24 protein-coding genes and 1 pseudogene are annotated in these 25,701 nt (G+C 69.3%); 8 read left to right on the top strand and 17 right to left on the bottom strand.

The features are described from left to right. Nucleotides 1-62: 62 nt before the first annotated feature. The 3 genes from pgsA to uvrC all read right to left on the bottom strand — a co-directional run bounded on the left by pgsA (nt 63) and on the right by uvrC (nt 3,263). Nucleotides 63-629, bottom strand: coding sequence for a CDP-diacylglycerol--glycerol-3-phosphate 3-phosphatidyltransferase (gene pgsA / locus MCHT01_RS07380; protein WP_067064184.1), 567 nt, complete (start codon nt 627-629; stop codon nt 63-65). A 48-nt stretch (nt 630-677) separates the two neighbouring features. Continuing rightward, nucleotides 678-1,214 (bottom strand): hypothetical protein, encoded by a 537-nt coding sequence (locus tag MCHT01_RS27310; RefSeq protein WP_067064182.1) that lies wholly within the window; start codon nt 1,212-1,214, stop codon nt 678-680. Between the two features lie 129 nt (nt 1,215-1,343). After that, nucleotides 1,344-3,263 (bottom strand): excinuclease ABC subunit UvrC, encoded by a 1,920-nt coding sequence (gene uvrC / locus MCHT01_RS07370; RefSeq protein WP_067064365.1) that lies wholly within the window; start codon nt 3,261-3,263, stop codon nt 1,344-1,346. 269 nt (nt 3,264-3,532) lie between these two features. Here uvrC and earP point away from each other — a divergent pair, with 269 nt between their 5' ends. Both earP and efp read left to right on the top strand, forming a co-directional pair. Continuing rightward, complete coding sequence (earP, locus tag MCHT01_RS07365; protein WP_084452118.1) at nt 3,533-4,696, top strand: elongation factor P maturation arginine rhamnosyltransferase EarP; 1,164 nt, start codon at nt 3,533-3,535, stop codon at nt 4,694-4,696. A gap of 152 nt (nt 4,697-4,848) precedes the next feature. After that, complete coding sequence (gene efp / locus MCHT01_RS07360; protein WP_067064180.1) at nt 4,849-5,403, top strand: elongation factor P; 555 nt, start codon at nt 4,849-4,851, stop codon at nt 5,401-5,403. Nucleotides 5,404-5,469: 66 nt separating this feature from the next. On the opposite strand, the gene MCHT01_RS07355 is transcribed toward efp, so the two are convergent. From MCHT01_RS07355 to MCHT01_RS07325, 7 genes are all read right to left on the bottom strand, one after another. Then, nucleotides 5,470-5,766 (bottom strand): hypothetical protein, encoded by a 297-nt coding sequence (locus MCHT01_RS07355; RefSeq protein WP_067064177.1) that lies wholly within the window; start codon nt 5,764-5,766, stop codon nt 5,470-5,472. Nucleotides 5,767-5,854: 88 nt separating this feature from the next. Beyond that, a complete protein-coding gene (locus MCHT01_RS07350; RefSeq protein ID WP_067064176.1) occupies nt 5,855-6,715 on the bottom strand; it encodes a 2OG-Fe(II) oxygenase in 861 nt (286 codons plus the stop codon). A gap of 128 nt (nt 6,716-6,843) precedes the next feature. Next, nucleotides 6,844-7,629: a peroxide stress protein YaaA gene (gene yaaA / locus MCHT01_RS07345; RefSeq protein ID WP_067064174.1), complete on the bottom strand. Its 786-nt coding sequence runs from the start codon at nt 7,627-7,629 to the stop codon at nt 6,844-6,846. A gap of 127 nt (nt 7,630-7,756) precedes the next feature. Beyond that, nucleotides 7,757-9,061, bottom strand: coding sequence for a TolC family outer membrane protein (locus tag MCHT01_RS07340; protein ID WP_245643189.1), 1,305 nt, complete (start codon nt 9,059-9,061; stop codon nt 7,757-7,759). Nucleotides 9,062-9,201: 140 nt separating this feature from the next. Then, nucleotides 9,202-9,531, bottom strand: coding sequence for a rhodanese-like domain-containing protein (locus MCHT01_RS07335; RefSeq protein ID WP_067064170.1), 330 nt, complete (start codon nt 9,529-9,531; stop codon nt 9,202-9,204). A 14-nt stretch (nt 9,532-9,545) separates the two neighbouring features. After that, the gene (locus MCHT01_RS07330; protein ID WP_067064168.1) at nt 9,546-10,199 is read right to left on the bottom strand and encodes a protein-L-isoaspartate O-methyltransferase family protein; all 654 of its coding nucleotides are present in this window, start codon (nt 10,197-10,199) and stop codon (nt 9,546-9,548) included. A 57-nt stretch (nt 10,200-10,256) separates the two neighbouring features. Next, nucleotides 10,257-10,976 carry a TetR/AcrR family transcriptional regulator gene (locus MCHT01_RS07325; protein WP_084452114.1) on the bottom strand — a complete coding sequence of 240 codons (720 nt, stop codon included), beginning with the start codon at nt 10,974-10,976 and terminating at the stop codon, nt 10,257-10,259. A gap of 295 nt (nt 10,977-11,271) precedes the next feature. Between MCHT01_RS07325 and MCHT01_RS07320 the strand changes: the two genes are divergently transcribed. The 4 genes from MCHT01_RS07320 to mnmH all read left to right on the top strand — a co-directional run bounded on the left by MCHT01_RS07320 (nt 11,272) and on the right by mnmH (nt 16,783). Then, the gene (locus MCHT01_RS07320) at nt 11,272-12,105 is read left to right on the top strand and encodes an undecaprenyl-diphosphate phosphatase (protein ID WP_067064166.1); all 834 of its coding nucleotides are present in this window, start codon (nt 11,272-11,274) and stop codon (nt 12,103-12,105) included. Between the two features lie 91 nt (nt 12,106-12,196). Then, the gene (map, locus tag MCHT01_RS07315) at nt 12,197-13,015 is read left to right on the top strand and encodes a type I methionyl aminopeptidase (RefSeq protein ID WP_067064164.1); all 819 of its coding nucleotides are present in this window, start codon (nt 12,197-12,199) and stop codon (nt 13,013-13,015) included. A 58-nt stretch (nt 13,016-13,073) separates the two neighbouring features. Beyond that, on the top strand, nt 13,074-15,710 hold the full coding sequence (locus MCHT01_RS07310; RefSeq protein ID WP_067064163.1) for a [protein-PII] uridylyltransferase: 2,637 nt from the start codon (nt 13,074-13,076) through the stop codon (nt 15,708-15,710). Next, nucleotides 15,707-16,783, top strand: coding sequence for a tRNA 2-selenouridine(34) synthase MnmH (mnmH, locus tag MCHT01_RS07305; RefSeq protein WP_067064162.1), 1,077 nt, complete (start codon nt 15,707-15,709; stop codon nt 16,781-16,783). The genes MCHT01_RS07310 and mnmH overlap by 4 nt, the downstream gene beginning before the upstream one ends. Nucleotides 16,784-16,845: 62 nt before the next feature. On the opposite strand, the gene MCHT01_RS27305 is transcribed toward mnmH, so the two are convergent. From MCHT01_RS27305 to MCHT01_RS07290, 4 genes and pseudogenes are all read right to left on the bottom strand, one after another. Continuing rightward, nucleotides 16,846-17,193, bottom strand: coding sequence for an FKBP-type peptidyl-prolyl cis-trans isomerase (locus MCHT01_RS27305; protein WP_245643193.1), 348 nt, complete (start codon nt 17,191-17,193; stop codon nt 16,846-16,848). A 33-nt stretch (nt 17,194-17,226) separates the two neighbouring features. Next, nucleotides 17,227-17,571: pseudogene (locus MCHT01_RS27300) on the bottom strand (FKBP-type peptidyl-prolyl cis-trans isomerase); the annotation flags it as partial. A 61-nt stretch (nt 17,572-17,632) separates the two neighbouring features. After that, nucleotides 17,633-18,637 carry a tRNA glutamyl-Q(34) synthetase GluQRS gene (gluQRS, locus tag MCHT01_RS07295; protein ID WP_067064160.1) on the bottom strand — a complete coding sequence of 335 codons (1,005 nt, stop codon included), beginning with the start codon at nt 18,635-18,637 and terminating at the stop codon, nt 17,633-17,635. Between the two features lie 56 nt (nt 18,638-18,693). Then, nucleotides 18,694-19,656 carry a LysR family transcriptional regulator gene (locus MCHT01_RS07290; protein WP_067064159.1) on the bottom strand — a complete coding sequence of 321 codons (963 nt, stop codon included), beginning with the start codon at nt 19,654-19,656 and terminating at the stop codon, nt 18,694-18,696. Nucleotides 19,657-19,757: 101 nt separating this feature from the next. Between MCHT01_RS07290 and MCHT01_RS07285 the strand changes: the two genes are divergently transcribed. Together MCHT01_RS07285 and MCHT01_RS07280 are read left to right on the top strand one after the other, a co-directional pair. Beyond that, nucleotides 19,758-20,480 (top strand): pirin family protein, encoded by a 723-nt coding sequence (locus MCHT01_RS07285; RefSeq protein WP_067064158.1) that lies wholly within the window; start codon nt 19,758-19,760, stop codon nt 20,478-20,480. A 177-nt stretch (nt 20,481-20,657) separates the two neighbouring features. After that, nucleotides 20,658-21,368: a DUF599 domain-containing protein gene (locus MCHT01_RS07280; protein WP_067064157.1), complete on the top strand. Its 711-nt coding sequence runs from the start codon at nt 20,658-20,660 to the stop codon at nt 21,366-21,368. A 107-nt stretch (nt 21,369-21,475) separates the two neighbouring features. On the opposite strand, the gene clpB is transcribed toward MCHT01_RS07280, so the two are convergent. The 3 genes from clpB to MCHT01_RS07265 all read right to left on the bottom strand — a co-directional run bounded on the left by clpB (nt 21,476) and on the right by MCHT01_RS07265 (nt 25,690). After that, a complete protein-coding gene (gene clpB / locus MCHT01_RS07275; RefSeq protein ID WP_067064156.1) occupies nt 21,476-24,088 on the bottom strand; it encodes an ATP-dependent chaperone ClpB in 2,613 nt (870 codons plus the stop codon). A gap of 118 nt (nt 24,089-24,206) precedes the next feature. After that, nucleotides 24,207-25,196 carry a S66 family peptidase gene (locus MCHT01_RS07270; RefSeq protein WP_067064155.1) on the bottom strand — a complete coding sequence of 330 codons (990 nt, stop codon included), beginning with the start codon at nt 25,194-25,196 and terminating at the stop codon, nt 24,207-24,209. Further along, nucleotides 25,193-25,690 carry a molybdenum cofactor biosynthesis protein MoaE gene (locus MCHT01_RS07265; RefSeq protein WP_067064154.1) on the bottom strand — a complete coding sequence of 166 codons (498 nt, stop codon included), beginning with the start codon at nt 25,688-25,690 and terminating at the stop codon, nt 25,193-25,195. Before MCHT01_RS07265 ends, MCHT01_RS07270 begins: the two co-directional genes overlap by 4 nt. Nucleotides 25,691-25,701 lie beyond the last annotated feature (11 nt).

Here is a 25,701-nt window from a genome sequence, read left to right as displayed (position 1 = left end):
GGGAAAAGTCCCGATACCGGCGACGCACGCGCCAGTCGCCCAGGGGACAGCGCGACGCGGAATCAGCGCACCTTGGCGCGGATCTCGGGCAAGGCCTTCTGCAGGTAATAGACCATCGACCAGATGGTCAGCACTGCGGCCAGATAGATCAGCCAGGTGCCCCACAGCGCGGTGTCGATGACCCCGAACAGGCGGCCGTCGAAGAGCAGGAAGGGGATGGCCACCATCTGGACCGTCGTCTTGAGCTTGCCCAGCATGTGCACCGCGACGGAGCGCGAGGCGCCGATCTGGGCCATCCACTCGCGCAGCGCGGAGATGGCGATCTCGCGCCCCACGATGACCAGCGCCACCAGCGCGTCGACACGGTGCTGCTCCAGCAGCACCAGCAGCGCGGCGCAGACCAGGAACTTGTCCGCCACCGGGTCCAGGAAGGCCCCGAAGGACGAGGTCTGGTTCAGCTTGCGGGCCAGATAGCCGTCCGCCCAGTCGGTCAACGCCACGGTGATGAACAGGACCGTGGCCAGCAGGTTCTGATGGGCGGGCGCCATCTGCAGGTGGAACACCCCGACGATCAGCGGGATGGCCACGATGCGGGCCCAGGTCAACAAGGTTGGCAGCGTCCAGAACATGGGCGGCATTGTGCCCACGTTTCGGACGGTCCGGCCCTCGGTATTCGCTTAATCGTCCAGGGTGCGCGGCTTGAAGCGGCGATCGTCGTCGAAGAGGAAGACCTCGTTGAACTTCCAGGGCTTGGGCAGGCGGCTCACGTCGCCGAAGGGCGCGGCCTTGCGCACGGCGGCGATGGCCAGGTCGATGGTGTCCTCGGCCTGGCTCGGGCGGCGCAGCACGCGGATGGCCTTGACGCTGCCGTCACGGTTGAGCTCGACCTCCAGCACCGGGATCGCCAGCAGCACCGCAGGCACCTCGCCCAGGTAGGTCCCGTTCGGATCGGCGGCGACCATGCGCTCGGCGGCTTGGCGGCGCAGCTCGTCGTGCGTGCTGACGGCGCGCGGCGGCGCCAGCGGCAGACCGCGCGCGGGCGGATGCGCGGCGGCGTCCGGCGCCGGCGCGGGCTGCTCGACCCGCGGCGCCTCGCCCATCGGCGAGCGATCCAGCGGCCGCTGCGTCGGCGTGCCGCAGCCCGCCAGCGCGAGCACCAGGACCGCTCGTGCCGTCCAGGCCAGCGCCCGCGCACTCCGATTGGTCGACTTCATGTCTTGTGTCCCGATCCCAACGTCCACCGCGTTCATTCCGTCCGTCCTGCTCACCCGTGAGCCTCGTCGCTCACGTCTCGATCACGCGCCGCGTTCCTCGCGGCGCTCCTTCATCGCCTCGCCCGCCGCTCAATGCAGCGCGCGATAGATCTCCTCGGCCAGCTCGCGCGAGATGCCCTTCACGCTGCACAGCTCGTCGACGCTCGCGCCCGCCACGCCCCGCACGCCACCGAAACGCTGCAGCAACTGCGCGCGCTTCTTCGGACCGACGCCGGGCACGTCCTCCAGACGCGAGCCGCCGGTGCGGATGGACGCGCGCTTGGCGCGCATGCCGGTGATGGCGAAGCGGTGCGCCTCGTCCCGGATCTGCGCGACCAGCATCAGCGCCGCGGAGTCCTTGCCGAGGTAGACCTTCTCGCGCCCGTCGGCGAAGACCAGCTCCTCAAGGCCGACCTTGCGCCCCTCGCCCTTCTCCACGCCGACGATCAGCGACAGGTCCAGACCGAGTTCCTCGAAGACCTCGCGCGCCATCGACACCTGCCCCTTGCCGCCGTCCACCAGGACCAGGTCCGGCATGCGGGCGCCGCCATTCTGAGCGCCCTCGGCCAACTTGCTGTAACGGCGTGTCAGCACCTGGCGCATCGCGGCGTAGTCGTCACCGCCGGTGATGCCCTCGATGTTGAAGCGGCGGTACTGGCTGCTCTGCATCTGGTGCCCCTCGAAGACCACGCAGGAGGCTTGCGTCGCCTCGCCGGCCGTGTGGCTGATGTCGAAGCACTCGATGCGGAACTTGTCGAGCTCCGCGCCGCTGAGATCCAGCGCGTCGACCAGCGCGCGCGTGCGCGCCTGCTGCGAGCCCTCCTCCGACAGCAAGCGCGCCAGCGCCAGCTCGGCGCCCTTGACGCACATCTCCTGCCAGATGCGGCGTTGCCCGCGTGGCTGCGCCTGGGTGGTCACGCGGAAGCCGGCCTGCGCGCTGAGCGCTTCGCCCAGCGCCGGATCGACGGCGTCCGACAACACCAGCAGCGAAGGCACGGCCGACTCCAGGTAGTGCTGCGCGATGAAGGCCTCCAGCACCTGGCGCTCGGCGCTGGGCGGCTCGGTGCCCTCGCCCGCCTGCAGATCGTCGTCGTCCAGCAGGCGGACCGCGGTCGCGTCGTCGACGTGCTTCGGGAAGTAGGCGCGGTCGCCCAGATGCCGGCCGCCGCGCACCATCGCCAGGTTCACGCAGGCGCGCCCGCCCTGCAGCTTGACCGCCAGGATGTCGACGTCGCGATCGCGTCCGGTGGCGCTGTTCTCGTCCACGGCCTGCTGCTGCAGCACCTTGGACAGCGCGGTGATCTGGTTGCGCACGCCGGCCGCCTGCTCGTACTCGAAGCGCTCGGCGTGGGCCATCATCGACGCCTGCAGCGCGTCCATGACCTCCTGCGTCTCGCCCAGCAGGAAGCGCTCGGCGTTGCTGACGTTGCGGCGGTAGTCCTCGGTCTGGCCCTCGGGCACGCAGGGCCCGGTGCAGCGGTGGATCTGGTGCAGCAGGCAGGGCCGGCTGCGGTTGTTGAAGACGGTGTCCTCGCAGGTCCGCAGCTGGAAGACCTTCTGGATCAGCTGGATCGACTCCTTCACCGCCCAGGCGCTGGGGAACGGACCGAAGTAGCGATGGCGCTTGTCGACCGCGCCGCGGTAGTAGCTGATGCGCGGCCAGGCGTGGCCGCTCAGGCGCAGGTAGGGGTAGCTCTTGTCGTCGCGGAACAGGATGTTGAACCGCGGATTGAGCGCCTTGATCAGGTTGTTCTCGAGCAGCAGCGCCTCGGCCTCGGTGCGCACCACCGTGGTCTCGAGCCGCGCGATGCGCGCGACCATCATGCCGATGCGCGTGCCGCCGTGGTCCTTCTGGAAGTAGCTGGCGACGCGACGCTTCAGGTTCTTCGCCTTGCCGACGTAGAGCACGTGATCCTGCGCGTCGAAGTAGCGATAGACGCCGGGCAGCGCCGGCAGCGCGAGGACCTCGGCCAGCACCCGTTCGCGGACCTCGCGGGCGGCGCGCTCCATGTCGGCGACGCGGCGCGATTCGGCGGCCTCGATGGCGTCGCCCTGGGCGTTCCATTCGGCGGCGTGGCCGGCGGCGGGGTCAGCGGCGGATGCGGGAGCCGACTCGGAGGCGCGCTTCGAGGCGGACTCGGGCGCGGCGCTCGCGGTCGCGTCCGGGGCGCCGGACTCGGAGGACTCGGGAGACGCTGCGGGAGTGGAATCCGGCACTTCGCTGGCGCCGGGAGGGATCGTGCTCATGGGGCGCGATTGTGCCGCCGGATAATTCCGCGATGCCCGACGTGACCGCCGAATCCTTCCCCGCCTCCCCGACTCCTGCCACGAACGGCACTCGCCCGCTGCGCTGGGACCTGTTCTGCCGCGTCATCGACAACTATGGCGACATCGGCGTCAGCCTGCGCCTGGCGCGCGACCTGGCCCAGCGCGGCGACGCGGTGCGACTCTGGTGCGACGACCTCACGCCGCTCGCCTGGATGCAAGCGACGCCGATCGACGGGCTGCGCTGCCTGCCCTGGGCCGACAGCGAGCAGGCCGCACCGGGCGACGTCGTCGTCGAGACCTTCGGCTGCGAGCTGCCGGCGCGCTTCGTCGCCGCGATGGCCGCCCGGGCGACGGCGCCGGTGTGGATCAATCTGGAGTACCTCAGCGCGGAGGACTACGTCGAGCGCAGCCATGGCCTGAAGTCGCCGCAGTTCTCGGGGCCGGGCGCTGGCCTGACCAAGTGGTTCTTCTATCCGGGCTTCAACGAACGGACGGGTGGGCTGCTGCGCGAGCCCGACCTGATCGAGAACGCCGTGGCTCACGACGGTGCCGCCTGGCTCGCCGAACGTGGCTGGGCGCCAGCCGCCGGCAGCCCCACCGGATCCGGCCAGCCAGGCGAGGGTCGCGAACGGGTGCTGAGCCTCTTCGCCTATCCGCAAGCCCCGCTCGACGACTTCCTGGAGGCGCTCGGGCCGGGCTGGCTGCTGCTCCTGTGCCCAGGCGCGCCGCAGACCGCCGTGCCGCCCCTGCTGCGCCGCGGCCAACGGGCCATCGCCCTGCCCCCTCTGACGCAGAACGACTACGACCGCCTGCTGTGGTCCTGCGACCTCAACCTGGTCCGCGGCGAGGACTCGTTCGTCCGCGGCCAGTGGGCGGGGCAGCCGATGCTCTGGCAGATCTACTTCCAGGACGATGGCGCGCACGGGCCGAAGCTGGAGGCCTTCCTCGACGCCTCGCTGGCGGGCGCGGATTCCGCATGGGCCGCCGACTGGCGCGCGCTGTCGCAGGCCTGGAACGGCCTCTCCGCCTGGACGCCGGCCTGCGCCGCCGCGCTGCGCGAGCGCCCTGCCGCCGAGGCGCAAGCCCGCGCCTGGCGTGCCAAATTGAGCGCGCAGCCGGACCTGGTCACCGCGCTCAGGGCCTTTGCCTGGCGGGAGACGGGTCTTTCGAGCTAGAATGCGCGGCTTTTCGCGTTCAGAACGCGCGAATCTCGAAGGACCGCGACGCGGTCCACGAGCCTCGCCGCGGAACGCCTCACACCGCCGGAACAGTTCGGATCTCCAAGCATCCATGTGACTGTGCCCGGACCCAATCTCCCGGAATCATCATGAAGATCGCTCAAGAAATTCGCGCCGGCAACGTGATCATGCACGGCAAGGACCCCATGGTCGTGCTGAAGACCGAATACAGCCGCGGCGGCCGCAATGCGGCGACCGTGCGCATGAAGCTGAAGAGCCTGCTGAACAACTCGGGCACCGAAGTCGTCTTCAAGGCCGACGACAAGATGGACCAGATCATCCTGGACAAGAAGGAGTGCACGTACACCTACTTCGCCGATCCGATGTATGTGTTCATGGACACCGAGTACAACCAGTTCGAGGTGGAAGCCGAGAACATGGGCGACGCCATCAACTACCTGCAGGACAGCATGGAAGTGGAAGTGGTGTTCTACGACGGCAAGGCCATCTCCGTCGAACTGCCGACCAGCGTCGTGCGTGAAGTGACCTGGACCGAGCCGGCCGTCAAGGGCGACACCTCGGGCAAGGTCCTGAAGCCCGCCAAGATCGCCACCGGTTTCGAGATCCCCGTGCCCATCTTCGTGGCGCAAGGCGACAACATCGAAATCGACACGCGTACCCACGAGTACCGCAAGCGCGTCTGAGCATCACGCTCCGACCCCAATGAAAAAGCAGCCCTCGGGCTGCTTTTTTTGTTGCCTGCGTGGCGATCAGGCCGCCGCGTGGCGCTTGGCCTTCTTGCCCTTGCCAGCCTGGGCGACCTTCTTGGCGCCCGACTTGCCCGACGAGGCATGCTGCGCATGCTTCTTCGCGCCCGTCTTCTTGGCGGCATGCTTGGACTTCTTGGCCTTGTGGGCCTTGCCCGCCTTGCCGGACTGCACCGCCGGACCGGCCATGTCGGCATGGGCGGCGGCGACCGGCGCCGTCGCCGGGGGCATCGGCTCGCTTTGGGCTTGCGCCAGGGTGGCCAGCAACGCGGTGCTCAGGGCGACGATCAACGACTTCATGCGGATTTCCTTCTTCGTGAACAACAAGCGCCGCCCTCGGGGTCGGCGCGACGGAGCCGAGTCTAGCAACTCGCCCGTCAAGGCCGCGTCACACGAACTCGCCTTGACGTAACCATTTGGTCGCCACCCACTTCTCGCCCTCGACCACCGGCGCGCCGCCATGCAGCGTCAGCGTGGCCGGGTCCGGCCGGTCATAACTGAAGAAGACGGCGTTGCCTTTCTGTGCCATGACGTCGAGCTTGATGTCCGGGAAGACCGTCGCGCCGCCGCGCTCGGGCGTGTTCAGGTACATCACCAGCGTCGCGACCCGCTGACCACCGCGCTCCAGGATGGCCTTGGAGCTGGCGTGGCGCGGATCGAAGTAGTCGTAGTGCGGCTGATACTCGGCGCCGACCCGGTAGCGCAGCACCTGCAGCCCCTCGCCGTTGCGCACCGGCCAGTTGAGCAGCGACGCGATGCGACGCTCGATGCGGGCGACGGTGTCGTTCTCGCCGCGCTCGAAGAACATGCCTTCGCTGGTTCGGGCGGAGTTCACCTCGCTGCCCTCCTTCTGCGCCGCCACGGTCTCCGAGCGCGCCAGCCGCTGCCGGCCGGACTCGATGATCGCGTCGCACTCGGCCACGCTCAGCAGGCCGCCGAAGACGATCACTCGCGGTCGCTGCAGCGCCATCAGGATCTCGACGCGATGACCGTCGGGCAGCAGCACCGAACGCTGGTCGCCGAGGTCGGGCTCGGGCAGCGTGCCGGGCTCGATGGCCGGCTCGGCGAGCTCGGGCAGCGTGAGCGGCGGCTCGAAGGGACGGTGCTCGGCGAGCGCCTGTTGCGCGAGGTCGGCCTGCCACCCGCTGGACAGCATGGCCTGGTAGAGCGCTTCGCGCGTGATGCCGTTGCGCAGTTGCGCGGCCACCCACTCGCGCAGTTCGGGAGTCAGAAATTGCGAGGTGCTCATGTTCGCGACGGTATCAAAGGTCGGGACCAGCCCGGAGGACCAAAGTCAGACAAGCCAGCGGGGATTGATCGCGTCGACCCCGTCGGCCCGCGACCCGGGGGATCGGGCCCGGGCAGGACGCCCCGGCCTCAGTCGGCGATGCGACGGCGGAAGACCAGCCGATCGGGCGCGCTCGCCTCGGGGGCGTAGGCGTAGCCGTCGACAGCGAAGTCCTGCAAGCCGGCCGGCGTGCCGATGCGATGGTCGATCGCATAGCGCGCCATCAGGCCACGCGCCCGCTTGGCGAAGAAGCTGATGATCTTGTAGCGGCCGCCCTTCCAGTCCTCGAACTGGCACTCGATCACGCGGGGCTTGAGCACCTTGCGCGCGGCGGCCTTGAAGTACTCCTGCGAGGCCAGGTTGACGATCACCGGCGAGGCCATCTGCGCGCACTGCGCGTTCAGGTGCTCGGCGATGGTGTCGCCCCAGTAGGCGTAGAGGTTGCCGCCCTTGGCGTTCTTCAGCGAGGTGCCCATCTCCAGCCGATACGGCTGCAGCCGGTCCAGCGGCCGCAGGACACCGTAGAGGCCGGACAGGATGGCGAGGTGCCGCTGTGCCCATTGCAGGTCGTCGATCGACATCGAGGACGCGTTCAGGCCGTCGTAGACGTCGCCGTTGAAGGCGAGCACGGCCGGCTTGCTGTTGTGATCCGTGAACCGGGTGGACCAGGCGGCGTAGCGCGCGAGGTTCAACGTGGCCAGCGCGTCGGAGATGTCCATCAGACCGGAGATGTCGGCCTGACTCTTGGTCTTGAGGATCTCGATCAGCTCGGCCGCCTGCGGCACGAACTGCGGACGTCCCGCCAGCGCGGCGACCTCGTCGGGCGTGGGGGTCTCGTAGTCCAGGGACTTCGCGGGAGAAATCACATACAGCATGGGAGCGGATTGTCGCGTGAAAGAAGAGCAAAGCCTGACCCCAGCGGCCCCGGAAAGCGCGAAGGCCGCCTGCGAGGGCGGCCTTCGTGCGGGCACTGGAGCGCTCGATGGTCGAGGCGTCCGGGCCTTACTTCGCCAGCAGCGTGTTGACCGAGGTGACGTCCTCGGGGCGCAGCTGGCCGGAGGCCTGGCGCAGCTTCAGACCGTTGACCAGCACGTCGTAGCGAGCCTTGGCCAGGTCGCGCTGCGTGGTGTAGAGCTGGGTCTGGGCGTTCAGCACGTCCAGGTTGACGCGCACGCCGACCTTGTAGCCCAGCTGCGTCGCTTCCAGCGCCAGCTTGGACGACGCCTCCGCGGCCTCGTAGGCCTTGACCTGCGCGATCAGCGACTGCACGCCGAAGAACGCACGCTTGGTGCCCTCCTCGACGCTGCGGCGAGCAAAGTCCAGGTCATTGCGGGACTTCTCTTCCAGCGCGACGGTTTCCTTGATGCGATTGGTGATGGCGCCGCCGCTGTAGATCGGCATGTTCACCTGCACGCCCAGCGAGGCCTGGCCGGTGTTGCCGGTGTAGCTCACGCCCTGCCCCGTCTGGCGCTGCAGGCCCAGGGTGGCGTTCAGGTCCACGGTCGGCAGCCGCGCATCCTTGGCGCGGTCGATCTCGATCTTGGCGATGTCCAGGCCGAGCTGCGCCTTGCGGATCGCGGGGTGACCACCCTCGGCGGTCGTCACCCAGGGCTCCACGGTCGACGGCGTCACGGGCGGCAGCGCCACCGGCACGGCCAGCGGCTTGGGCTGCACGCCGACGCGGCCGACCAGTTGGTCCAGCGTCACGCCCTTGACCCGCAGGTCGTTGTCGGCCGCCAGCTCCTGCGCGGTCGCCAGGTCGTAGCGGGCCTGCGCTTCACGGGTGTCGGTGATGGTGGCGGTGCCGACCTCGAAATTGCGCTTGGCCGAGGCCAGCTGCTCGGCGATCGCGGCCTTGTTGGCCCGCGAGGTGCCCAGCGCGTCCTGCGCCGCCAGCACGTCGAAGTAGGCCTGCGCGACACGGACGATCAGGTCCTGTTCGGCGGACTGCAGGTCCGACTGCGCGACGTCCACGCCCAGACGGGCCTGGTCGATGCTGCCCGCGTTCGGACGGTTGAAGACGGCGTACTTGGCGCTCAGGCCGGCGTTGCTGGTCGTGTTGCCGAGGCGGCCGTCGGAGACCTTGTTGGGGGGATCGAGCTCGGTGCGCGTGGCGCCGACACCCAGGCCCACCGTCGGGCGCGCCAGAGCCTGCGCCTGGCCGTAGCGGTACTGGGCCGAATCGGCCGTCGCGCGGGCGGCGAGATACGTGGCGTCGTAGGCGCGGGCCGCGTCGTACAGCTCCTGCAGGCTTTGCGCCCCGGCCGCGCCGGCCGTCAGCGCGAGCGCCGCGGCCACAAGGGTCATCCGCGGCAGGCGGGAGGTCAGAGACGGACGGCGGTCAGCGGCCATGAGGCATCCTCGTATCGATGTAATGGTTCTCGGATCGTTCAGAGCGGATCGCCGATCCGGCCGGGCCCGTCGCATGCGGGCCGCGTCCGGCGCGATCAGTAGCGCGGCACCGACGGGTCGATCTCCTCCGACCAGGCGTCGATGCCGCCGGCGAGGTTATAGACCACATCGAAACCCTGCCGCGAAAGAAATGCGACGACTTGCAGACTTCGCACCCCGTGATGGCAATAAACCGCGACAGGCTGCTGGGGATCGAGTTCCTCCACCCGATCCACCACCTGCCCCATCGGCAGATGCTTCCAGTCAAGACCCGGCACGTCGATGCGGGCGAGCGCGACCTCCCACGGTTCGCGCACGTCCAGCAGCAGCGCGCGCGGCGCGCTGGAAGCCAGCGCCGCGACCTGATGGACGTCCAGTTGATGCATCGACGCGGGACCGATCAGAACGTGAAGTGCGAGACCGTGTCGAAACCGTCGAGACGCTGCACGACGGTCTCGAACAGGTTCTCGGTCTTGAACTCGCGCTCGCCGACGCGGGTGATGATGCGGGCCGTCATGGCCGGATCGTCGCCGACGACGACGCCCATGCGGCCGCCGATCTTGAGCTGGTCCAGCAGGGCCTGCGGCGCCTGCGGCACCGAGCCCGACAGCAGGATCACGTCGAACGGGGCTTCGCTCGGCAGACCCTTGACGCCGTCGCCGGTGGTCACGGTCACGTTGAGCACGCCGTTGCGGCGCAGCGCGTCGCGCGCCTGCGCGGCCAGTTGCTCATCCTGCTCGACGGTGAAGACCTGCTGCGCCTTGTGGCCCAGCAGCGCGGCCATGTAGCCGCTGCCCGTGCCGATCTCCAGCACCTTCTCGTGGCGCTCGATCTGCAGCTCCTGCATCCAGCGCGCCTCGACGCGCGGGGGCAGCATCTTCTGGCCGTTGCCCAGCGGCAGCTCGACGTCGGTGAAGGCCATGTTGCGGTAGGCGGCCGGCACGAAGTCCTCGCGCTTGACCACGGCCAGCAGGGCCAGCACCGAGGGGTCCAGCACATCCCAGGGGCGGATCTGCTGTTCGATCATGTTGAAACGGGCTTGTTCGAAGTTCATGTTCAATCCTCTGGCGGCCCCATGGCGCACCGATGCGGGCGGTATTCTAGGCGGACCTCAGGGCGTCGGCGCCTCGCGCGGGCGGTTGAGAAGTCCCTCGAACATCAGTTCCAGCTGCAGCTGCAGGACTTTCTCCGGCGGGGGCTTGTGGGCGTGGTCGATGCCGGCCGCGCCGATCGAGTGCTGATGCAGCACCAGATGCAGCACCGGGCCGATCAGCACCATCACCGTGGCTTCCGGGTCGACCTCGCGGAACTCGCCCGAGGCGATCCCGCGCTTGACCACCTCGCTCAGCAGACCGCAGCTGGGCTCGATGACCTCTTCCTGATAGAAGCGGGCCAGCTCCGGAAAGTTGCGAGCCTCGCTCAGCATGATCTTGTGGATGCCGCCGGCGGGCGTCAGCCCCATGCGTTCCCACCAGCTCCAGAGCATCCAGGTCAGCAGTTCCGCCATGGAGCCCTGATGTTTGCCGAACTCCTCGACGCCCTCGGCGATCTTGGCGCCGATGGCCTCGCGGACCACGGCCTTGAAGAGCTCTTCCTTGGACGGGTAATACAGATACAGCGTGCCCTTGGACACCCCCGCCCGCGCGGCGACCTCCTCCGAACGGGTGGCGGCGAAGCCCTTCTCGACGAAGAGCGCCAGCGCCGCCTCCAGCAACTCCTGCGGGCGCGCCTCCTTGCGGCGCTGCCGGGCCGATGCGGGCGCCGGCGCCGACGACAGGTCGGGCGCGGAATCCGTGGCGGGGGCGGTCGAGGGAGCTGGGGCGCGGGGCATGGCGATGAGGGAACTGCGGGTCCGCCGCGAGGCGACGGAAAGGGAAGCGTAACTGACTAACCGGTCAGTAATGTAGCCTCGGGATTTCGAGGCGGTCAAGGAGGCAAAGCCCGAGGGCGCCCCGACCTGAAGGGACGCTGAGGATGAGGAGCGGACGCAACCCACGTCTCAAGGTGTTCCAGACCACGAAACCCTCACGGGGCCGCGGCTATCATCCGCGCGGCCCGGCGGTGCGAGATGCGGATGCGAGCGTCCGCGCGAGTCGCCAGGCCTTTTTTCTGTGGATGGAGCATTTGTGGACACCTTGCTGCTGATCAAGGCCGCGATCATGGGGATCGTCGAGGGCCTGACCGAATTCCTGCCGATCTCGTCGACCGGCCACCTGATCCTGACGGGCTCGCTGCTCGGCATGACGGACGAGAAGTCCAAGGTCTTCGACGTGGCGATCCAGAGCGGCGCCATCATCGCCGTGGTGATCGTGTACTGGCAGCGGGTCTGGGGCTCCCTGACCAGCCTGGGCAGCAGCGCGCAGGCGCGCCGCTTCGTGACCAACGTGGCGATCGGCTTCCTGCCGGCCGCGGTGATCGGCTTCTTCGCCTACAAGCGCTTCATCAAGCCGTATCTGTTCAACGCCCCCGTGGTGGCCTCGGCCTTCATCGTGGGCGGCCTGATCATCCTGTGGGTCGAGCGCCGCGCCCGTCCGCAGACCGAGGCCCGCATCCAGTCGGTCGACGAGATGACCCCGATGGACGCCTTCAAGGTCGGCCTGGTGCAGTGCCTGGGCATGATCCCCGGCACCAGCCGCTCGGGCTCGACCATCATCGGCGGCATGCTGCTGGGCCTGTCGCGCAAGACCGCCACGGACTTCAGCTTCTTCCTGGCCATCCCCACCCTGATCGCCGCCAGCGTATTCAGCCTGTGGAGCGAGCGCCACGCCCTGTCGTGGGCCGACCTGCCGATGTTCGCCGTGGGCTTCATCGTCAGCTTCCTGGCGGCCTGGGTCTGCGTCCGCTGGCTGCTGCGCTACGTCGCCAGCCACAGCTTCGTGCCCTTCGCCTGGTACCGCATCGCCTTCGGCGTGCTGGTGCTGGTCACCTCGTACACCGGCATGATCGTCTGGGCGGACTGACGCCCCTCGGGAGGCCGCCGTGCGGCCTCCCCCACTTCCGCGAGACGATCCCCCGGCAGGGGGAAGGGCGAGCGCCTAAAATGCCGGCCCTATGACCATCACGATCAAGACCGGCGCCGACATCGACGCCATGCGCATCGCCGGCCGCCTGGCGTCCGAGGTGCTGGACATGCTGACCCCGCACGTCAAGCCGGGCGTCACGACCGAGCACCTGGACAAGCTGGCGCACGACTACATCGTGAACGTCCAGCAAGGCATCCCCGCCCCGCTGCACTACCAGCCCCCGGGCTACACGCCGTACCCGAAGTCGATCTGCACCTCGATCAACCATCAGGTCTGCCACGGCATCCCCAACGACCGCCCGCTGAAGAACGGCGACATCGTCAACATCGACGTCACCGTCATCAAGGACGGCTGGCACGGCGATACGAGCCGCATGTTCGTGGTGGGCGACGGCTCGATCGCGGCCAAGCGCCTGTGCTCGTTCACCTACGACGCCATGTGGAAGGGCATCCAGAAGGTCAAGCCGGGCGCGCGCCTGGGCGACATCGGCCACGCCATCCAGACCTTCGCCGAGAACGCCGGCTTCAGCATCGTGCGCGAGTTCTGCGGCCACGGCATCGGCCAGAAGTTCCACGAGGACCCGCAGGTGCTGCACTACGGCCGCCCGGGCACGCTGGAGGAGCTGGTCCCCGGCATGGTGTTCACCATCGAGCCCATGATCAACGCCGGCCGCCGCGAGATCCGCGAGATGGGCGACGGCTGGACCATCGTGACCAAGGACCGCTCGCTGTCGGCGCAGTGGGAGCACACCGTGCTGGTCACCGACACCGGCTACGAGATCCTGACGCAGTCGGCCGGCACGCCGCCGGTGCCGGACTTCGTCCAGCCCAAGGCCGCGCAGGCCTGATCCCCGGCGCCCGCGTCGCCGGCTCGCCCTTGCCCACCTTGCCCGCCAGGACCTCGTCATGAGCGCCGTTCCATCCGGCGACGCCGCCGCTTCCCCCACCTCCGCCCCCACCCCGGTGGCGGAGCTTCGCCAGCGCTTCAGGACCGGCAAGCAGCAACTGCTGCAGGACTTCGCCGCGGCCCATCCGACGGTGTCGGCGGCGACGCGGCTGATGCGGCAGCTGGCCAGGCATGTGGACGGCACGCTGCAGACGCTGTGGGCCGAGTCCGGCCTGGCCGCCGAGGCGCCCGACGCGGCGCTGGTGGCGGTCGGCGGCTACGGCCGCGGCGAGCTGTTCCCGCACTCCGACGTCGACGTACTGGTCCTGCTGCCCGAGGGCCTGTCACCGGACCAGCCCGGCCCGCTCAAGCAGGCGATCGAGGCCTTCATCACCGCGTGCTGGGACATCGGCCTGGAGATCGGCTCCTCGGTGCGGACGCTGCGCGAGTGCCTGGACGAGGCCGCCGGCGACGTCACCATCCAGACCGCGCTGCTGGAGTCGCGCTGGCTGGGCGGCTCGAAGGCGCTGGTCAAGCAGTTCGACAAGGCCTTCCGCCAGGCGCTGGACGCGCGCGCCTTCATGCGCGCCAAGACGCTGGAGATGCGCCAGCGTCACACCAAGTACGAAGAGACGCCCTACGCGCTCGAGCCCAACATCAAGGAAAGCCCCGGCGGCCTGCGCGACCTGCAGGTGCTGATCTGGATCGCGCGCGGCGCGGGCCTGGGCAAGACCTGGCCCCAGCTGGCGACCAAGGGTTTGATCACGCCCTTCGAGGCCCGCCAGCTGCAGCGCAACGAGGGCGTGCTCAAGCTGATCCGCTGCCAGCTGCACCTGGTCGCGAAGCGGCGCGAGGACCGGCTGGTCTTCGACCTGCAGACCGCCGTGGCGGAGGGCTTCGGCTACGCGTCGACGCGCTCGCTGCGCGCGTCCGAGAAGCTGATGCGCCGCTACTACTGGGCGGCCAAGGCGGTGACGCAGCTCAACCAGATCACGCTGCTGAATCTGGAGGAGCAGATCAACGGCACGCAGGGCAACGAGCTGCGCCACGTCAACGATCGCTTCCTCGAGCGCAGCGGCATGCTGGAGATCGCCACCGACGATCTCTACGAGCGCGAGCCGCACGCCATCCTCGAGACCTTCCTGATCTACCAGCAGACGCCCGGCATCAAGGGCCTGTCGGCCAAGACGCTGCGGGCGCTGTACAACGCGCGCGGGCTGATGAACAGCGCCTTCCGGCGCGATCCGGCCAACCGGGCGATGTTCATGCGCATCCTGGAGGAGCCGCAGGGGCAGACGCACGCGTTCCGGCTGATGAATCAGACCTCGGTGCTGGGGCGCTACCTGTGGGTGTTCCGGCGCATCGTCGGGCAGATGCAGCACGACCTGTTCCACGTCTACACGGTGGATCAGCACATCCTCATGGTGCTGCGCAACATCCGGCGCTTCTTCATCCCGGAGCACACGCACGAGTACCCCTTCTGCTCGCAGCTGGCGGCGCAGTTCGACCGGCCGGCGCTGCTGTACATCGCGGCGCTGTTCCATGACATCGCCAAGGGCCGCGGCGGGGACCACTCCGACCTCGGCGCGGTCGAGGCGCGGCGCTTCTGCCGCGCGCACGGCCTGCCCAAGGCGGACGCCGCGCTGGTCGAGTTCCTGGTCGAGCATCACCTGACCCTCTCGCGCGTGGCGCAGAAGGAGGACCTCTCGGATCCCGAGGTCATCCTGCAGTTCGCGCGGAAGGTCAAGGACGAGCGGCATCTGACGGCGCTGTACCTGCTCACCGTCGCCGACATCCGCGGCACCGGCCCCAAGGTCTGGAACGCGTGGAAGGGCAAGCTGCTGGAGGACCTCTACCGCCTGACGCTGCGCGCGCTGGGTGGCGCCAAGCTCAACATGGCGGCCGAGATCGAAGGCCGCAAGCAGGAGGCGCGGCAGGCGCTCGCGCTGAAGGCGCAGTTGCCGGGCACCGAGGACGCGCTGTGGAAGACGCTCGACCTGAGCTACTTCGCGCGGCATGACGCGCAGGACCTGGCCTGGCACGCGCGGGCCCTCTGGCGGCATGTCGAGAGCACCGAGCCCGTCGTGCGGTCGCGGCCCTCCCCCGTCGGCGAAGGCCTGCAGGTGCTGGTCTACGCGAAGGACCAGCAGGACCTGTTCGCCCGCATCTGCGGCTACTTCGACGGCGCGGGCTTCAACATCCTGGACGCCAAGGTCCACACCACGCGCACCGGCTACGCGCTCGACACCTTCCAGGTGATCGCACCCGAGCTGGACCTCCATCACCGCGACCTGACCGCCCTGGTCGAGTCCAAGCTGAGCCAGGCGCTGGTCGCGCAGGGCCCGCTGCCCGAGCCGCGCAAGGGCCGCCTGTCGCGCCGGGTCAAGAGCTTCCCCTTCACGCCGCGCATCGCGCTGCGGCCCGACGAGCGCGCGCAGCGCTGGCTGCTCTCGGTCAGCGCGACCGACCGCGCCGGCCTGCTGTACGCGATCGCGCGCGTGCTGGCGCAACACGGCATCAACCTGCAGCTCGCCAAGGTCTCGACCCTGGGCGAGCGCGTCGAGGACACCTTCCTGCTCGACGGCGCGGCCCTGCAGCAGAGCCGCATGCAGCTGCAGATCGAGGGCGAGCTGCTGGACGCCCTCGCCGTCCAATGAGCCAGTACCACCTCATCCAGCCCGCCGAGGCCCTCGCCCGGCTGGTGGGATTCAGCACCGTCATCGATGTGCGCTCGCCCGCCGAGTTCGCCGAGGACCACCTGCCCGGCGCGGTCAACTGGCCGGTGCTGGACAACGACGAGCGGCGCATCGTGGGCACGCTCTACAAGCAGGACCCGCTGGAGGCCCGCAAGGTCGGCGCGGCCATGGTCGCGAGAAACATCGCCGCGCAGCTGGACGCGCACCGCGACGTGATGCAGAAGCACTGGCGGCCGCTGGTGTACTGCTGGCGCGGCGGGCAGCGCTCGGGCTCGATGAACTGGTTCCTCAACCAGATCGGCTTCAAGTCGCTGCAGCTGGTCGGCGGCTACAAGGCTTTCCGCGGCGAGGTGATCAAGGCCCTCGCGGCGCTGCCGGCGCGCTTCGACTTCGTCGTGCTGTGCGGACGGACCGGCTCGGGGAAGACGCGGCTGCTGCAGGCGCTGTCGAGCGCCGGCGCGCAGGTGCTGGACCTGGAGGCCCTCGCCCGCCACCGCGGCTCCGTGCTGGGCGGCCTGCCGGATCAGCCGCAACCGAGCCAGAAAGCCTTCGACACCGGCCTCTGGCAGGCCCTGGTGGCGCTGGATCCCTCGCGCCCCGTCTTCGTCGAGAGCGAGAGCCGCAAGATCGGTGGCGTCCAGTTGCCGGAGCCGCTGCATCTGCGCCTGCGCGAGCACGGGCGCTGCGTCTGGATCGACATGGCCGAGGCCGGCCGCGTCGAGCTGCTGCTCGAGGACTACGCCCACTTCCAGCTGAACCCCGAAGGCTTCAACACGCTGATCGGCGGACTGGTCGCGCTCCGTGGCCGCGAGCGCGTCGGACGCTGGCAGGCCCTGGCGCGCGAGGGCCACTGGGCCGAGGTCTTCGGCGAGCTGATGCGAGATCACTACGACCCGGGCTACGAGCGCTCGTTGATGAACCACTTCCCCGCGCTGGCCCGCGCGCCCCGGATCGAGCTCCTCGACGGTGGCGCGGCCGAACTGGCGCGAGGCGCACGGGCCTTGATCGATCTGGGCTCGGCAGCGCCGGCCTGACCCCGCCGCGACGCCAGGACGGGGTCAGCGCGGGCATGCGGTCGAGTCGGATCGGACCGCGATCAGACGGCGATCAGCTCGACCTCGAACAGCAGCGTGGCGTGCGGGGGGATCACCCCGCCCGCGCCGTAGGCGCCGTAGCCGAGTTCCGACGGGATCACCAGGAAACGGGTACCGCCGACCTTCATGCCTTGCACGCCCTCGTCCCAGCCCTTGATGACCTCGCCGCCTCCCAGGTGGAAGCGGAACGGGTCGCGACGGTCCTTGGACGAGTCGAACTTGCGGCCGCGCTGGCCGTCCTTGTAGAGCCAGCCGGTGTAGTGCACGGTGACGCGCTTGCCGGCTTCGGCGACGGCGCCTTCACCGACCACGGTGTCCTCGTACTGCAGGCCGCTGGCGGTCTTGACCAGGCCGTTCAGCTCGACGGCCTCGGCGCCGCCGGAGACCCCCAGCAGCTCGACCTCGAACATCAGCGTGGCGTTCGGCGGGATCACGCCGCCGGCGCCGCGGGCGCCGTAGCCCAGATGGGGCGGGATCACCAGCACGCGGGTGCCGCCGACCTGCATGCCCTGCACGCCTTCGTCCCAGCCCTTGATGACCATGCCGCCGTCGAGCTCGAACTCGAAGGCCTCGTTGCGGTCCTTGGACGAGTCGAACTTGGCGCCCTTCTCGCCGTCCTTGTAGAGCCAGCCGGTGTAATGGACCTGAACGTCCTGCCCGGCGCGCGCGGTGGCGCCGGTGCCGGTGGTGGTGTCGTCGAATTGCAGGCCGCTGTCGGTCGTCTTCATTGCTGGTTCCTTGATGCGGGCGCCCGGACGGGCGCCCAAATGCGCGAATGCGAAACCGCGATCATGCCAGCCGCGCAAGGCCCTGGCCCGTGTGCAGGTGTGAGCGCCATGCGGAGACCGCGCCGGCCAGCCAGTCCGGCGGGGTCGTGGCGTCGATCGCGGGCAGTCCGAGGCGGGCGCCGGCACGCCGCAGCGCCGCCAGCGGATCGCCCAGATCCAGCGCCTGGGCGCCGTTCTGCTTGGAGAGCTTCTCCCCGTTCTCGCCGAGCACGAGCGGGGTGTGGAGGTAGCGCGGCGTCGGCAGCCCCAGCAGCTGCTGCAGCCGGATCTGGCGCGGCGTGTTGTCGGCCAGATCCTCGCCGCGGACGATGTCGGTGATGCCCTGCCAGCCGTCGTCGACGACGACCGCGAGCTGATACGCCCACAGCCCGTCGGCGCGCTTGAGCACGAAGTCCCCGACCTCCGCCGGCAGGTCCTGCGTCTGCGCGCCGAGCCGGCGGTCGATCCAGTCGATGCGCAGGTCGTGCGCGCCTTCGCCATCGCCGTCCGCGGCGTGGCCGACGCGGTCCGCGCCATCGCTGTCGCCCGCGCGGCTCGCCGTGCTGCGCAGTCGCCACGCGCGCGCCGGCTTGCCGTTCAGGCCGTGGCGGCAGGTGCCGGGATAGACGAGCTCGCCATGGCGCTCGCGCTGATCGCCGCGCGCCGCGACGGCTTCCGCGATGTCCTTGCGGGAGCATCCGCAGGGGTAGGCCCAGCCCGCGGCCTTCAGACGCGCCAGCGCCTCCTCGTAGGCCGTGTTCCGCCGCGACTGCCAGACGGGCGGCTCGTCCGGCAGCAGTCGCGCTTGCGCGAGCTGCGACAGCACCACCGCGTCCGCGCCCGGCGGGCATCTCGGGCCGTCGACGTCCTCGATCCGCACCAGCCAGCGTCCGTCGTGGGCCCGTGCGTCGAGCCAGCTGGCCAGCGCGGCGACCAGCGAGCCCTCGTGCAGCGGCCCGGTCGGCGACGGCGCGAAGCGACCGACATAGCGGAGCCCCCCGCGCGCGTGGTCCGGCGCCTCGGGCAACGCCTGCTCCGGCCCCGGCCCGTGGCCCGAGCCGTCGCGGGCTCCAGGCGGTCGGCTCACAGCAGCAGGCCCTCGTGCTGCTCCAGCAGCGACTTGCGGGTCGCCTCGCTGCGCAGCCGCTCCAGCCACCAGGCCAGCGCCTTGGCCGGCCGGTGACCCGTGTTGCGCCACGCGTAATGCATGGGCGAGATCCGCCGCCCCTGGAAGGTCTCCTTCATGACCAGGCGCCCGGCGTCCACATGCCGCCTCACCATCGGCGTCGGCAGCGAGCCCACGCCCAGGCCGCGCAGCAGCGCCTCGAGCTTGATGGCCATCGAGGGCACGGTCAGGACCTCCTGCCCCGGCACGACGCCGATGGTCATGGGCGTCAGATGCCGGGCGGTGTCGGCCACCGCGACGATGCGGTGCCGGGCGATGTCGGCCGAGGTCAGCACGCCCTCGAAGCTCGCCAGCGGGTGGTGCGGCGCGACGCAGAAGACCATCTCCATCGGTCCCAGCACCTCGCACACCACCGAGCTCCCCGGCGGCTGTGCGCTGGTGCCGATGGCCAGGTCCGCCTGGCCAGAGGTCAGCGCCTCCCAGGTGCCCGACAGCACCTCGGTGCGCAGCCGCAGCCGCGTCGGCGGCGGCTTGCCGTCCTCGGCCTGCGAGTAGAAGGCGTCCATCAGGTCGAACAGCGCCCGCCGCGCGATCGCGTCGTCGAAGGCGATGGTGAGCTCGCTCTCCCAGCCGGTGGCCACGCGCTTGACGCGATTGGCGACGGCGTCCATCTCCTGCAGCAGCCGGCGGCCCTCGGTGAGCAGCTCGTGGCCGGCCGCGGTCAGCACGGCCTGGCGCGAGCTGCGGTCGAACAGCAGCACGTCCAGCGCGTCCTCCAGTTGCCGCACCGAATAGGTCAGCGCCGAGGGCACCTTCCCCATCTCCCGGGCCGCCGCCGCGAAGCTCCCGCTGCGCGCGATGCTGTCCATCATCGCCAGCGCCTCGGGCGTCAGCACTCGTCGTTTGTCTTGCTGTGACATCCCTTCATCTTATTTGAATGCTGGCTTCAAGCCCCCTCCCCCTCGGAGGAGGTCGGCATCCCTACAGTGAGACCCATCGCAAGCAAACAAGGAGCAACGACATGCGTGAACTGATCAAGTCCTCGGACCGTGGCTATGCCGATCACGGCTGGCTGAAGAGCTTCCACAGCTTCTCGTTCGCGGACTATCACAACCCGCGCCGCATGGGCTTCGGCCCGCTGCGCGTGATCAACGAGGACCGCATCGCCGGCGGCACCGGATTCGGGACCCACGGCCACCGGGACATGGAGATCATCAGCTACGTGCTGAGCGGCGAGCTGGCGCACCAGGACTCGATGGGCAACGGCACGCCGGGCGGCGCCAACGCCGGGGTGATCCGCCCCGGGGACGTGCAGCGGATGAGCGCCGGCACGGGCGTGCGGCACAGCGAGTTCAACCACTCGAAGGACGGTCAGACCCACTTCCTGCAGATCTGGATCATGCCGGACCGCCAGGGCGTGACCCCGGGCTACGAGCAGAAGCACTTCGCCGAGGCCGACAAGCGCGGGCAGCTGCGCCTGGTGGCTTCGCCGGACGGCGCGCAGGACTCGGTGTCCATCCACCAGGACGCCCGGCTCTATGCCGGACTGTTCAACGGCGATGAACGCACCGAGCGGCCGCTGGCCGCCGACCGCCTGACCTACGTGCATCTGGTGCGCGGCAAGCTGACGGTCAACGGCGAGGCGCTGGAGACCGGGGACGCCCTGCAGCTGGCCAAGGAAGACCGCCTCGTGATCGAGGCCGGCCAGGACGCCGAGGTGCTGGTGTTCGACCTGCCGGTCTGATCGGCCCGCCCGGCCGGAACGGCGTGATGCCGTGCCGGCCGGGGTCCAGGATCTCCCGAGACCGCCCGACGGCGGGTCCGGCGCCAAGCGTGCCGGACCCGCCGTCGCCATATCGGGCCCCTCGTGTTGCGGCTGTCCCCGATGCGACCGTCACCGGGCGCCGCCTACACTGCCGCGATGCAATCGCTTCGCTCGCTGCTCGCCACGCTTCCGCTGTTCGACTGGGTCTCCCTGGTGCTCTATTTCGTCGGCTGGATCGGGTACGCGCAGTTCTCGAAGCGCCATGCGGAAAGCCGCGGATCGCTGCTGGCCATCACGAACCGCGTGCGCCGGCAATGGATGCTGCAGCTGACCTACCGTGACATGCGGGTGCTGGATGGCGCGGTCAGCCAGGCCTTGCTGTCCAGTCCGTCCTTCTTCGCCTCCACGACCATCCTGATCATCGGCGGCCTGCTGGCCGCGCTGGGCGCCAGCGAGAAGACCAGCGCCATGGTGCTGGAACTGCCCTTCACCGTGCGCACCAGCGCCCTGGTGTTCGACCTCAAGCTGGTGCTGCTGACGGCGATCTTCGTCTACGCCTTCTTCCGCTTCACCTGGAGCATGCGCCAGTACACCTTCGGCGCGCTGCTGGTGGCCTCGGCGCCGGAGGCCGGCACCTTCCAGGAACAGGGCGACGCGGCGCGCGAGCACTTCGCGGACCGCGCCGGCGCGGTGGTCGGCATGGCCGCCGAGGCCTTCAACGACGGCCTTCGGGGCTATTACCTGGCCTTCCCCGTGGTGGCGTGGTTCTTCTCGCCCTGGGCCCTGGCGCTCGCCACGGCGGGCGTGATCTATGTGCTGTACCAGCGCGAGTTCCGCTCCGAGGTGCTGGACGTGCTGCGCGCCTGAGGCGCCGCGCGCGTCGCGCCCACCAAGGACAAGGCCCGCGCGAAGCGGGCCTTGTCGTTTCCGGAACCCCGTGCGGATGCCGTGGTCGTCCTGCCGGGGTCAGGCGGTCAGTGGACCACCCGTCCGAAGCTGAACTCGCCCGGCTCGCCCTTGCCGCTGGACTCGACCCCGACCGGGATCACGTCCTTGGGTCCGAAGCGCCCCTGCAGGATCAGCTTGGACAGCGGGTTCTCGATCCGCTGCTGGATCGCGCGCTTCAGCGGACGCGCGCCGAAGACCGGATCGAAGCCCACCTTGGCCAGCTCGTCGAGCGCCTCTTCGCTGACGTCGAGCTTCATCTCCAGCTTGTCCAGCCGCTGCTCCAGCTGCTTCAGCTGGATCTTGGCGATGGACTTGATCTGCGACGCGCCCAGCGCATGGAAGATCACGGTCTCGTCGATGCGGTTCAGGAACTCGGGCCGGAAGTGGCCCTTGACCTCGCCCCACACTGCTTCGCGCACGACCTCGTCGGACTCGCCCTGCAGCGCCATGATGTGCTGCGAACCGAGGTTCGAGGTCATCACGATGACGCAGTTCTTGAAGTCCACCGTCCGGCCCTGGCCGTCGGTCAGACGACCATCGTCCAGCACCTGCAGCAGCACGTTGAACACGTCCGGATGCGCCTTCTCGACCTCGTCCAGCAGCAGGACGCTGTAGGGCTTGCGCCGCACGGCCTCGGTCAGGTAGCCGCCCTCGTCGTAGCCGACATAGCCCGGAGGCGCGCCGATCAGCCGGCTGACCGAGTGCTTCTCCATGAACTCGCTCATGTCGATGCGGATCATGTGGTCCTCGCTGTCGAACAGGAAGCCCGCCAGCGCCTTGCACAGCTCGGTCTTGCCCACGCCGGTCGGGCCCAGGAACAGGAAGCTGCCCAGCGGCTTGTTCGGATCCGACAGCCCGGCGCGCGAGCGCCGGATCGCATCCGCCACCGCGGTGATGGCCTCGTCCTGGCCGACCACGCGCTCATGCAGCTTGTCTTCCATCTGCAGCAGCTTGTCGCGCTCGCCCTGCATCAGCTTGGCGACCGGGATGCCGGTGGCGCGGGCCACGACTTCCGCGATCTCCTCGGCGCCGACCATGGTGCGCAGCAGCTGCGGGACGGTCTTGTCCTTGGCCTTGCCGGCTTCCTTGGCCTGGGCTTCGCTCAGGCGCTTCTCGAGCTCGGGCAGCTTGCCGTACTGCAGCTCCGCGACCTTGTTGAAGTCACCCTTGCGCTTGAGCTCCTCGATCTGGAACTTGATGCGGTCGATCTCTTCCTTCACATGCGCGGAGCCCTGGGCCTGCGCCTTCTCGGCGGTCCAGATCTCCTCCAGGTCGTTGTACTCGCGCTGGAGCTTGAGCAGCTCTTCCTCGATCAGGGTGAAGCGGCGCTGGGAGCCCTCGTCGGTCTCCTTGCGCACGGCCTCGCGCTCGATCTTGAGCTGGATCATGCGGCGGTCGAGCCTATCCATCGCCTCGGGCTTGGAGTCGATCTCGATCTTGATCTTGGCGGCGGCCTCGTCGATCAGGTCGATGGCCTTGTCGGGCAGGAAGCGGTCGGTGATGTAGCGGTGCGAGAGCTCGGCCGCGGCGACGATGGCCGGGTCGGTGATCTCCACGCCATGGTGGACCTCGTACTTCTCCTGGAGCCCGCGCAGGATGGCGATGGTCGCCTCGACGCTGGGCTCGTCGACCAGCACCTTCTGGAAGCGGCGCTCCAGCGCGGCGTCCTTCTCGACGTACTTGCGGTACTCGTCCAGCGTGGTCGCGCCGATGCAATGCAGCTCGCCGCGGGCCAGCGCCGGCTTGAGCATGTTGCCGGCGTCGATGGCGCCCTCGGCCTTGCCGGCGCCGACCATGGTGTGGATCTCGTCGATGAACAGGATGATCCGGCCTTCGTCGGCCGCGACTTCCTTGAGCACGGACTTCAGGCGTTCCTCGAATTCACCGCGGAACTTGGCGCCCGCGAGCAGCCCCGCCATGTCCAGCACCAGGACGCGCTTGTCCTTGAGCGACTCGGGCACTTCGCCGTTGACGATGCGCTGGGCCAGGCCCTCGACGATGGCGGTCTTGCCCACGCCGGGCTCGCCGATGAGCACCGGGTTGTTCTTGCTGCGGCGTTGCAGGACCTGGATGGCGCGGCGGATCTCGTCGTCGCGGCCGATGACCGGGTCGAGCTTGCCTTGGCGGGCGCGCTCGGTCAGGTCCAGCGTGTACTTCTTGAGCGACTCGCGGTTGCTCTCGGACTCCTGGCTGTCGACCTTCTGGCCGCCACGGACTGCCTCGATGGCAGCCTCGAGCGCCTTGCGGGTCAGACCGTGACCGCGCACCACGCCGGCGAAGTCGGACTTCGCGTCGGCGAGCGACAGCAGGAACATCTCGCTGGCGATGAAGTGGTCACCGCGCTTGGACGCTTCCTTCTCGGCCGACTGGAGCAGGCCGATGAGGTCGCGGCTGGGCTGGACCTGCTGGCCCTCGCCCTGCACCTGGGGCAGCGCGGTGAGCAGGGAATCGGTGGCGGCCTTGAGGGCCGGCACCTTGACGCCGGCGCGCTCGAGCAGCGCCCTGGGGCCCTCGTCCTGCGCCAGCATGGCGGACAGGACGTGGACGGGTTCGATGTAGGGGTTGTCGCGCGTGACCGCCAGGCTCTGGGCCTCGGCAAGCGCTTCCTGGAATCGGGTGGTGAGCTTGTCTACTCGCATGGGAAAAACCTCCGTTGCGAACCGAAATGGGACTGTGTCCCTTATTTTCAAGACATGGCTTCGGCAAGAGATGCGCCCAACTTCTTGCCGTGAGCGCCCACGGGGCGGGTGAAAGACTTCATTCGAGCTGTTGAATCAGCGCCACCTGGCCCTCTCGCACGTCCAGTCGAGACCTTGCACCTTGGACGATGGACCATTGCGGGGCGACATGGCCGATGTCCAGGTCCAGCAGCACCGGACAAGGCAGGTCGCCGAGGGCCCGCTGAATGGCGTCGAGCTCCGTGAAGTCGCCGCCCGAGGCGATCTCCGGGGCCACGGCGCTGCGACCGAAGACGACGCCGGCGACCTCCTCGAACCAGCCGGCCAGACGCAGCCCGCGCAGCGCGCGGGCGACTTCGAAGGGCGGGAGTTCAGCGATCTCGAAGAAGACGATGGGGCGCTCGCCAGCCAAGCGGCCGCGGAAGACGGCCATGTCGCCAAATGGCGTTCCCGCCAGACGAGACAAGGCATCGAGACAACCGCCGATCAGCCGGCCTTCGATGACCGTGGGCAGGTCGCCGCCCTCCAGCCGGCGCGCGACGGTCGACGGCGCGGCGGGCTGGCGCCGGTCACCGGCGCCCGTCCACAGGTCGAAGATCCGCGCGGACACGGCGTCGAGCGCCGGATCCCACAGTTGCATCAGGTTCGGGCCATGCAGCGAGGCCCAGCCCGCCTGAATCAGCAAGGGCACCTGGACCGTGGACAGGTCCGAGAAGCCGCTGAACCACTTGGGCGCCGAGGCGGCCAGGCGCTCGAAATCGAGAAACTCCAGCACCTCGATGGCCAGCTCGCCCCCCCAGGGCGGCATCACGGCGGCGACATCGGGGTCGAGCAGCACCGCCATCAACTCCGCGGCGCGCTCGCGTCCGCTGGCGCTCGCGCCCTTGAGCTGCTGCCGCAGGGAGCGGCCCTCGCGCACGATGAACCCGCGCTCCCGCAGCATGTCGAGGGACCTGTCGAGCCGCCCGTGCATCGGGTCCCGCACACCGGAGGACGGCGCCACGACGGCGACCACATCGCCCCGCTTCAGCGGCCGCGGAAAGCGAATGGCGGCTGGTCCCGCGCTCATGGCCCGTTCCCCTGGACGGCGATGCCCCAGCGGGCGAGCGCCTCGTCGTCGGACACGCGGGCGTCGACCCAGCGGGCGCCGTCGGGGCCGTGCTCCTTCTTCCAGAACGGTGCCTGCGTCTTCAGGTAGTCCATCAGGAACTCGCAGGCCTCGAAGGCCTGACCACGATGACGCGAGCTCACCAGCACCAGCACGATCTGGTCGCGCGGCCGGAGCGGGCCGACGCGATGGATCACGCGCGCGCCGCGGATGTCGAAGCGCTGGAAGGCCTGGTCGATCATGGCCTCGATCGAGGCCTCGGTCATGCCGGGGTAGTGCTCGAGCTCCATCAGCGAGACGGGCGTGCCGTCGGCGCCGTCGCGCACCGTGCCGACGAAGCTCACCACCGCGCCGACGCCACCGTCCTCGGCGCGTAGCGCGAGGGTCTCCGCGGACAGGTCGAAATCGGCGGTCTGGATGGTGACGCGCGGCGGGCGCGAGGGCTGCGGATTCATCCGGCGATTGT

It is taken from the genome of Mitsuaria chitosanitabida ATCC BAA-476 = NBRC 102408 (assembly GCF_001598255.1).
Taxonomy (GTDB): domain Bacteria; phylum Pseudomonadota; class Gammaproteobacteria; order Burkholderiales; family Burkholderiaceae_C; genus Roseateles; species Roseateles chitosanitabidus.
Note: the sequence above shows the minus strand (reverse complement) of the source record. Positions and strands in the feature narration are given on the sequence as shown.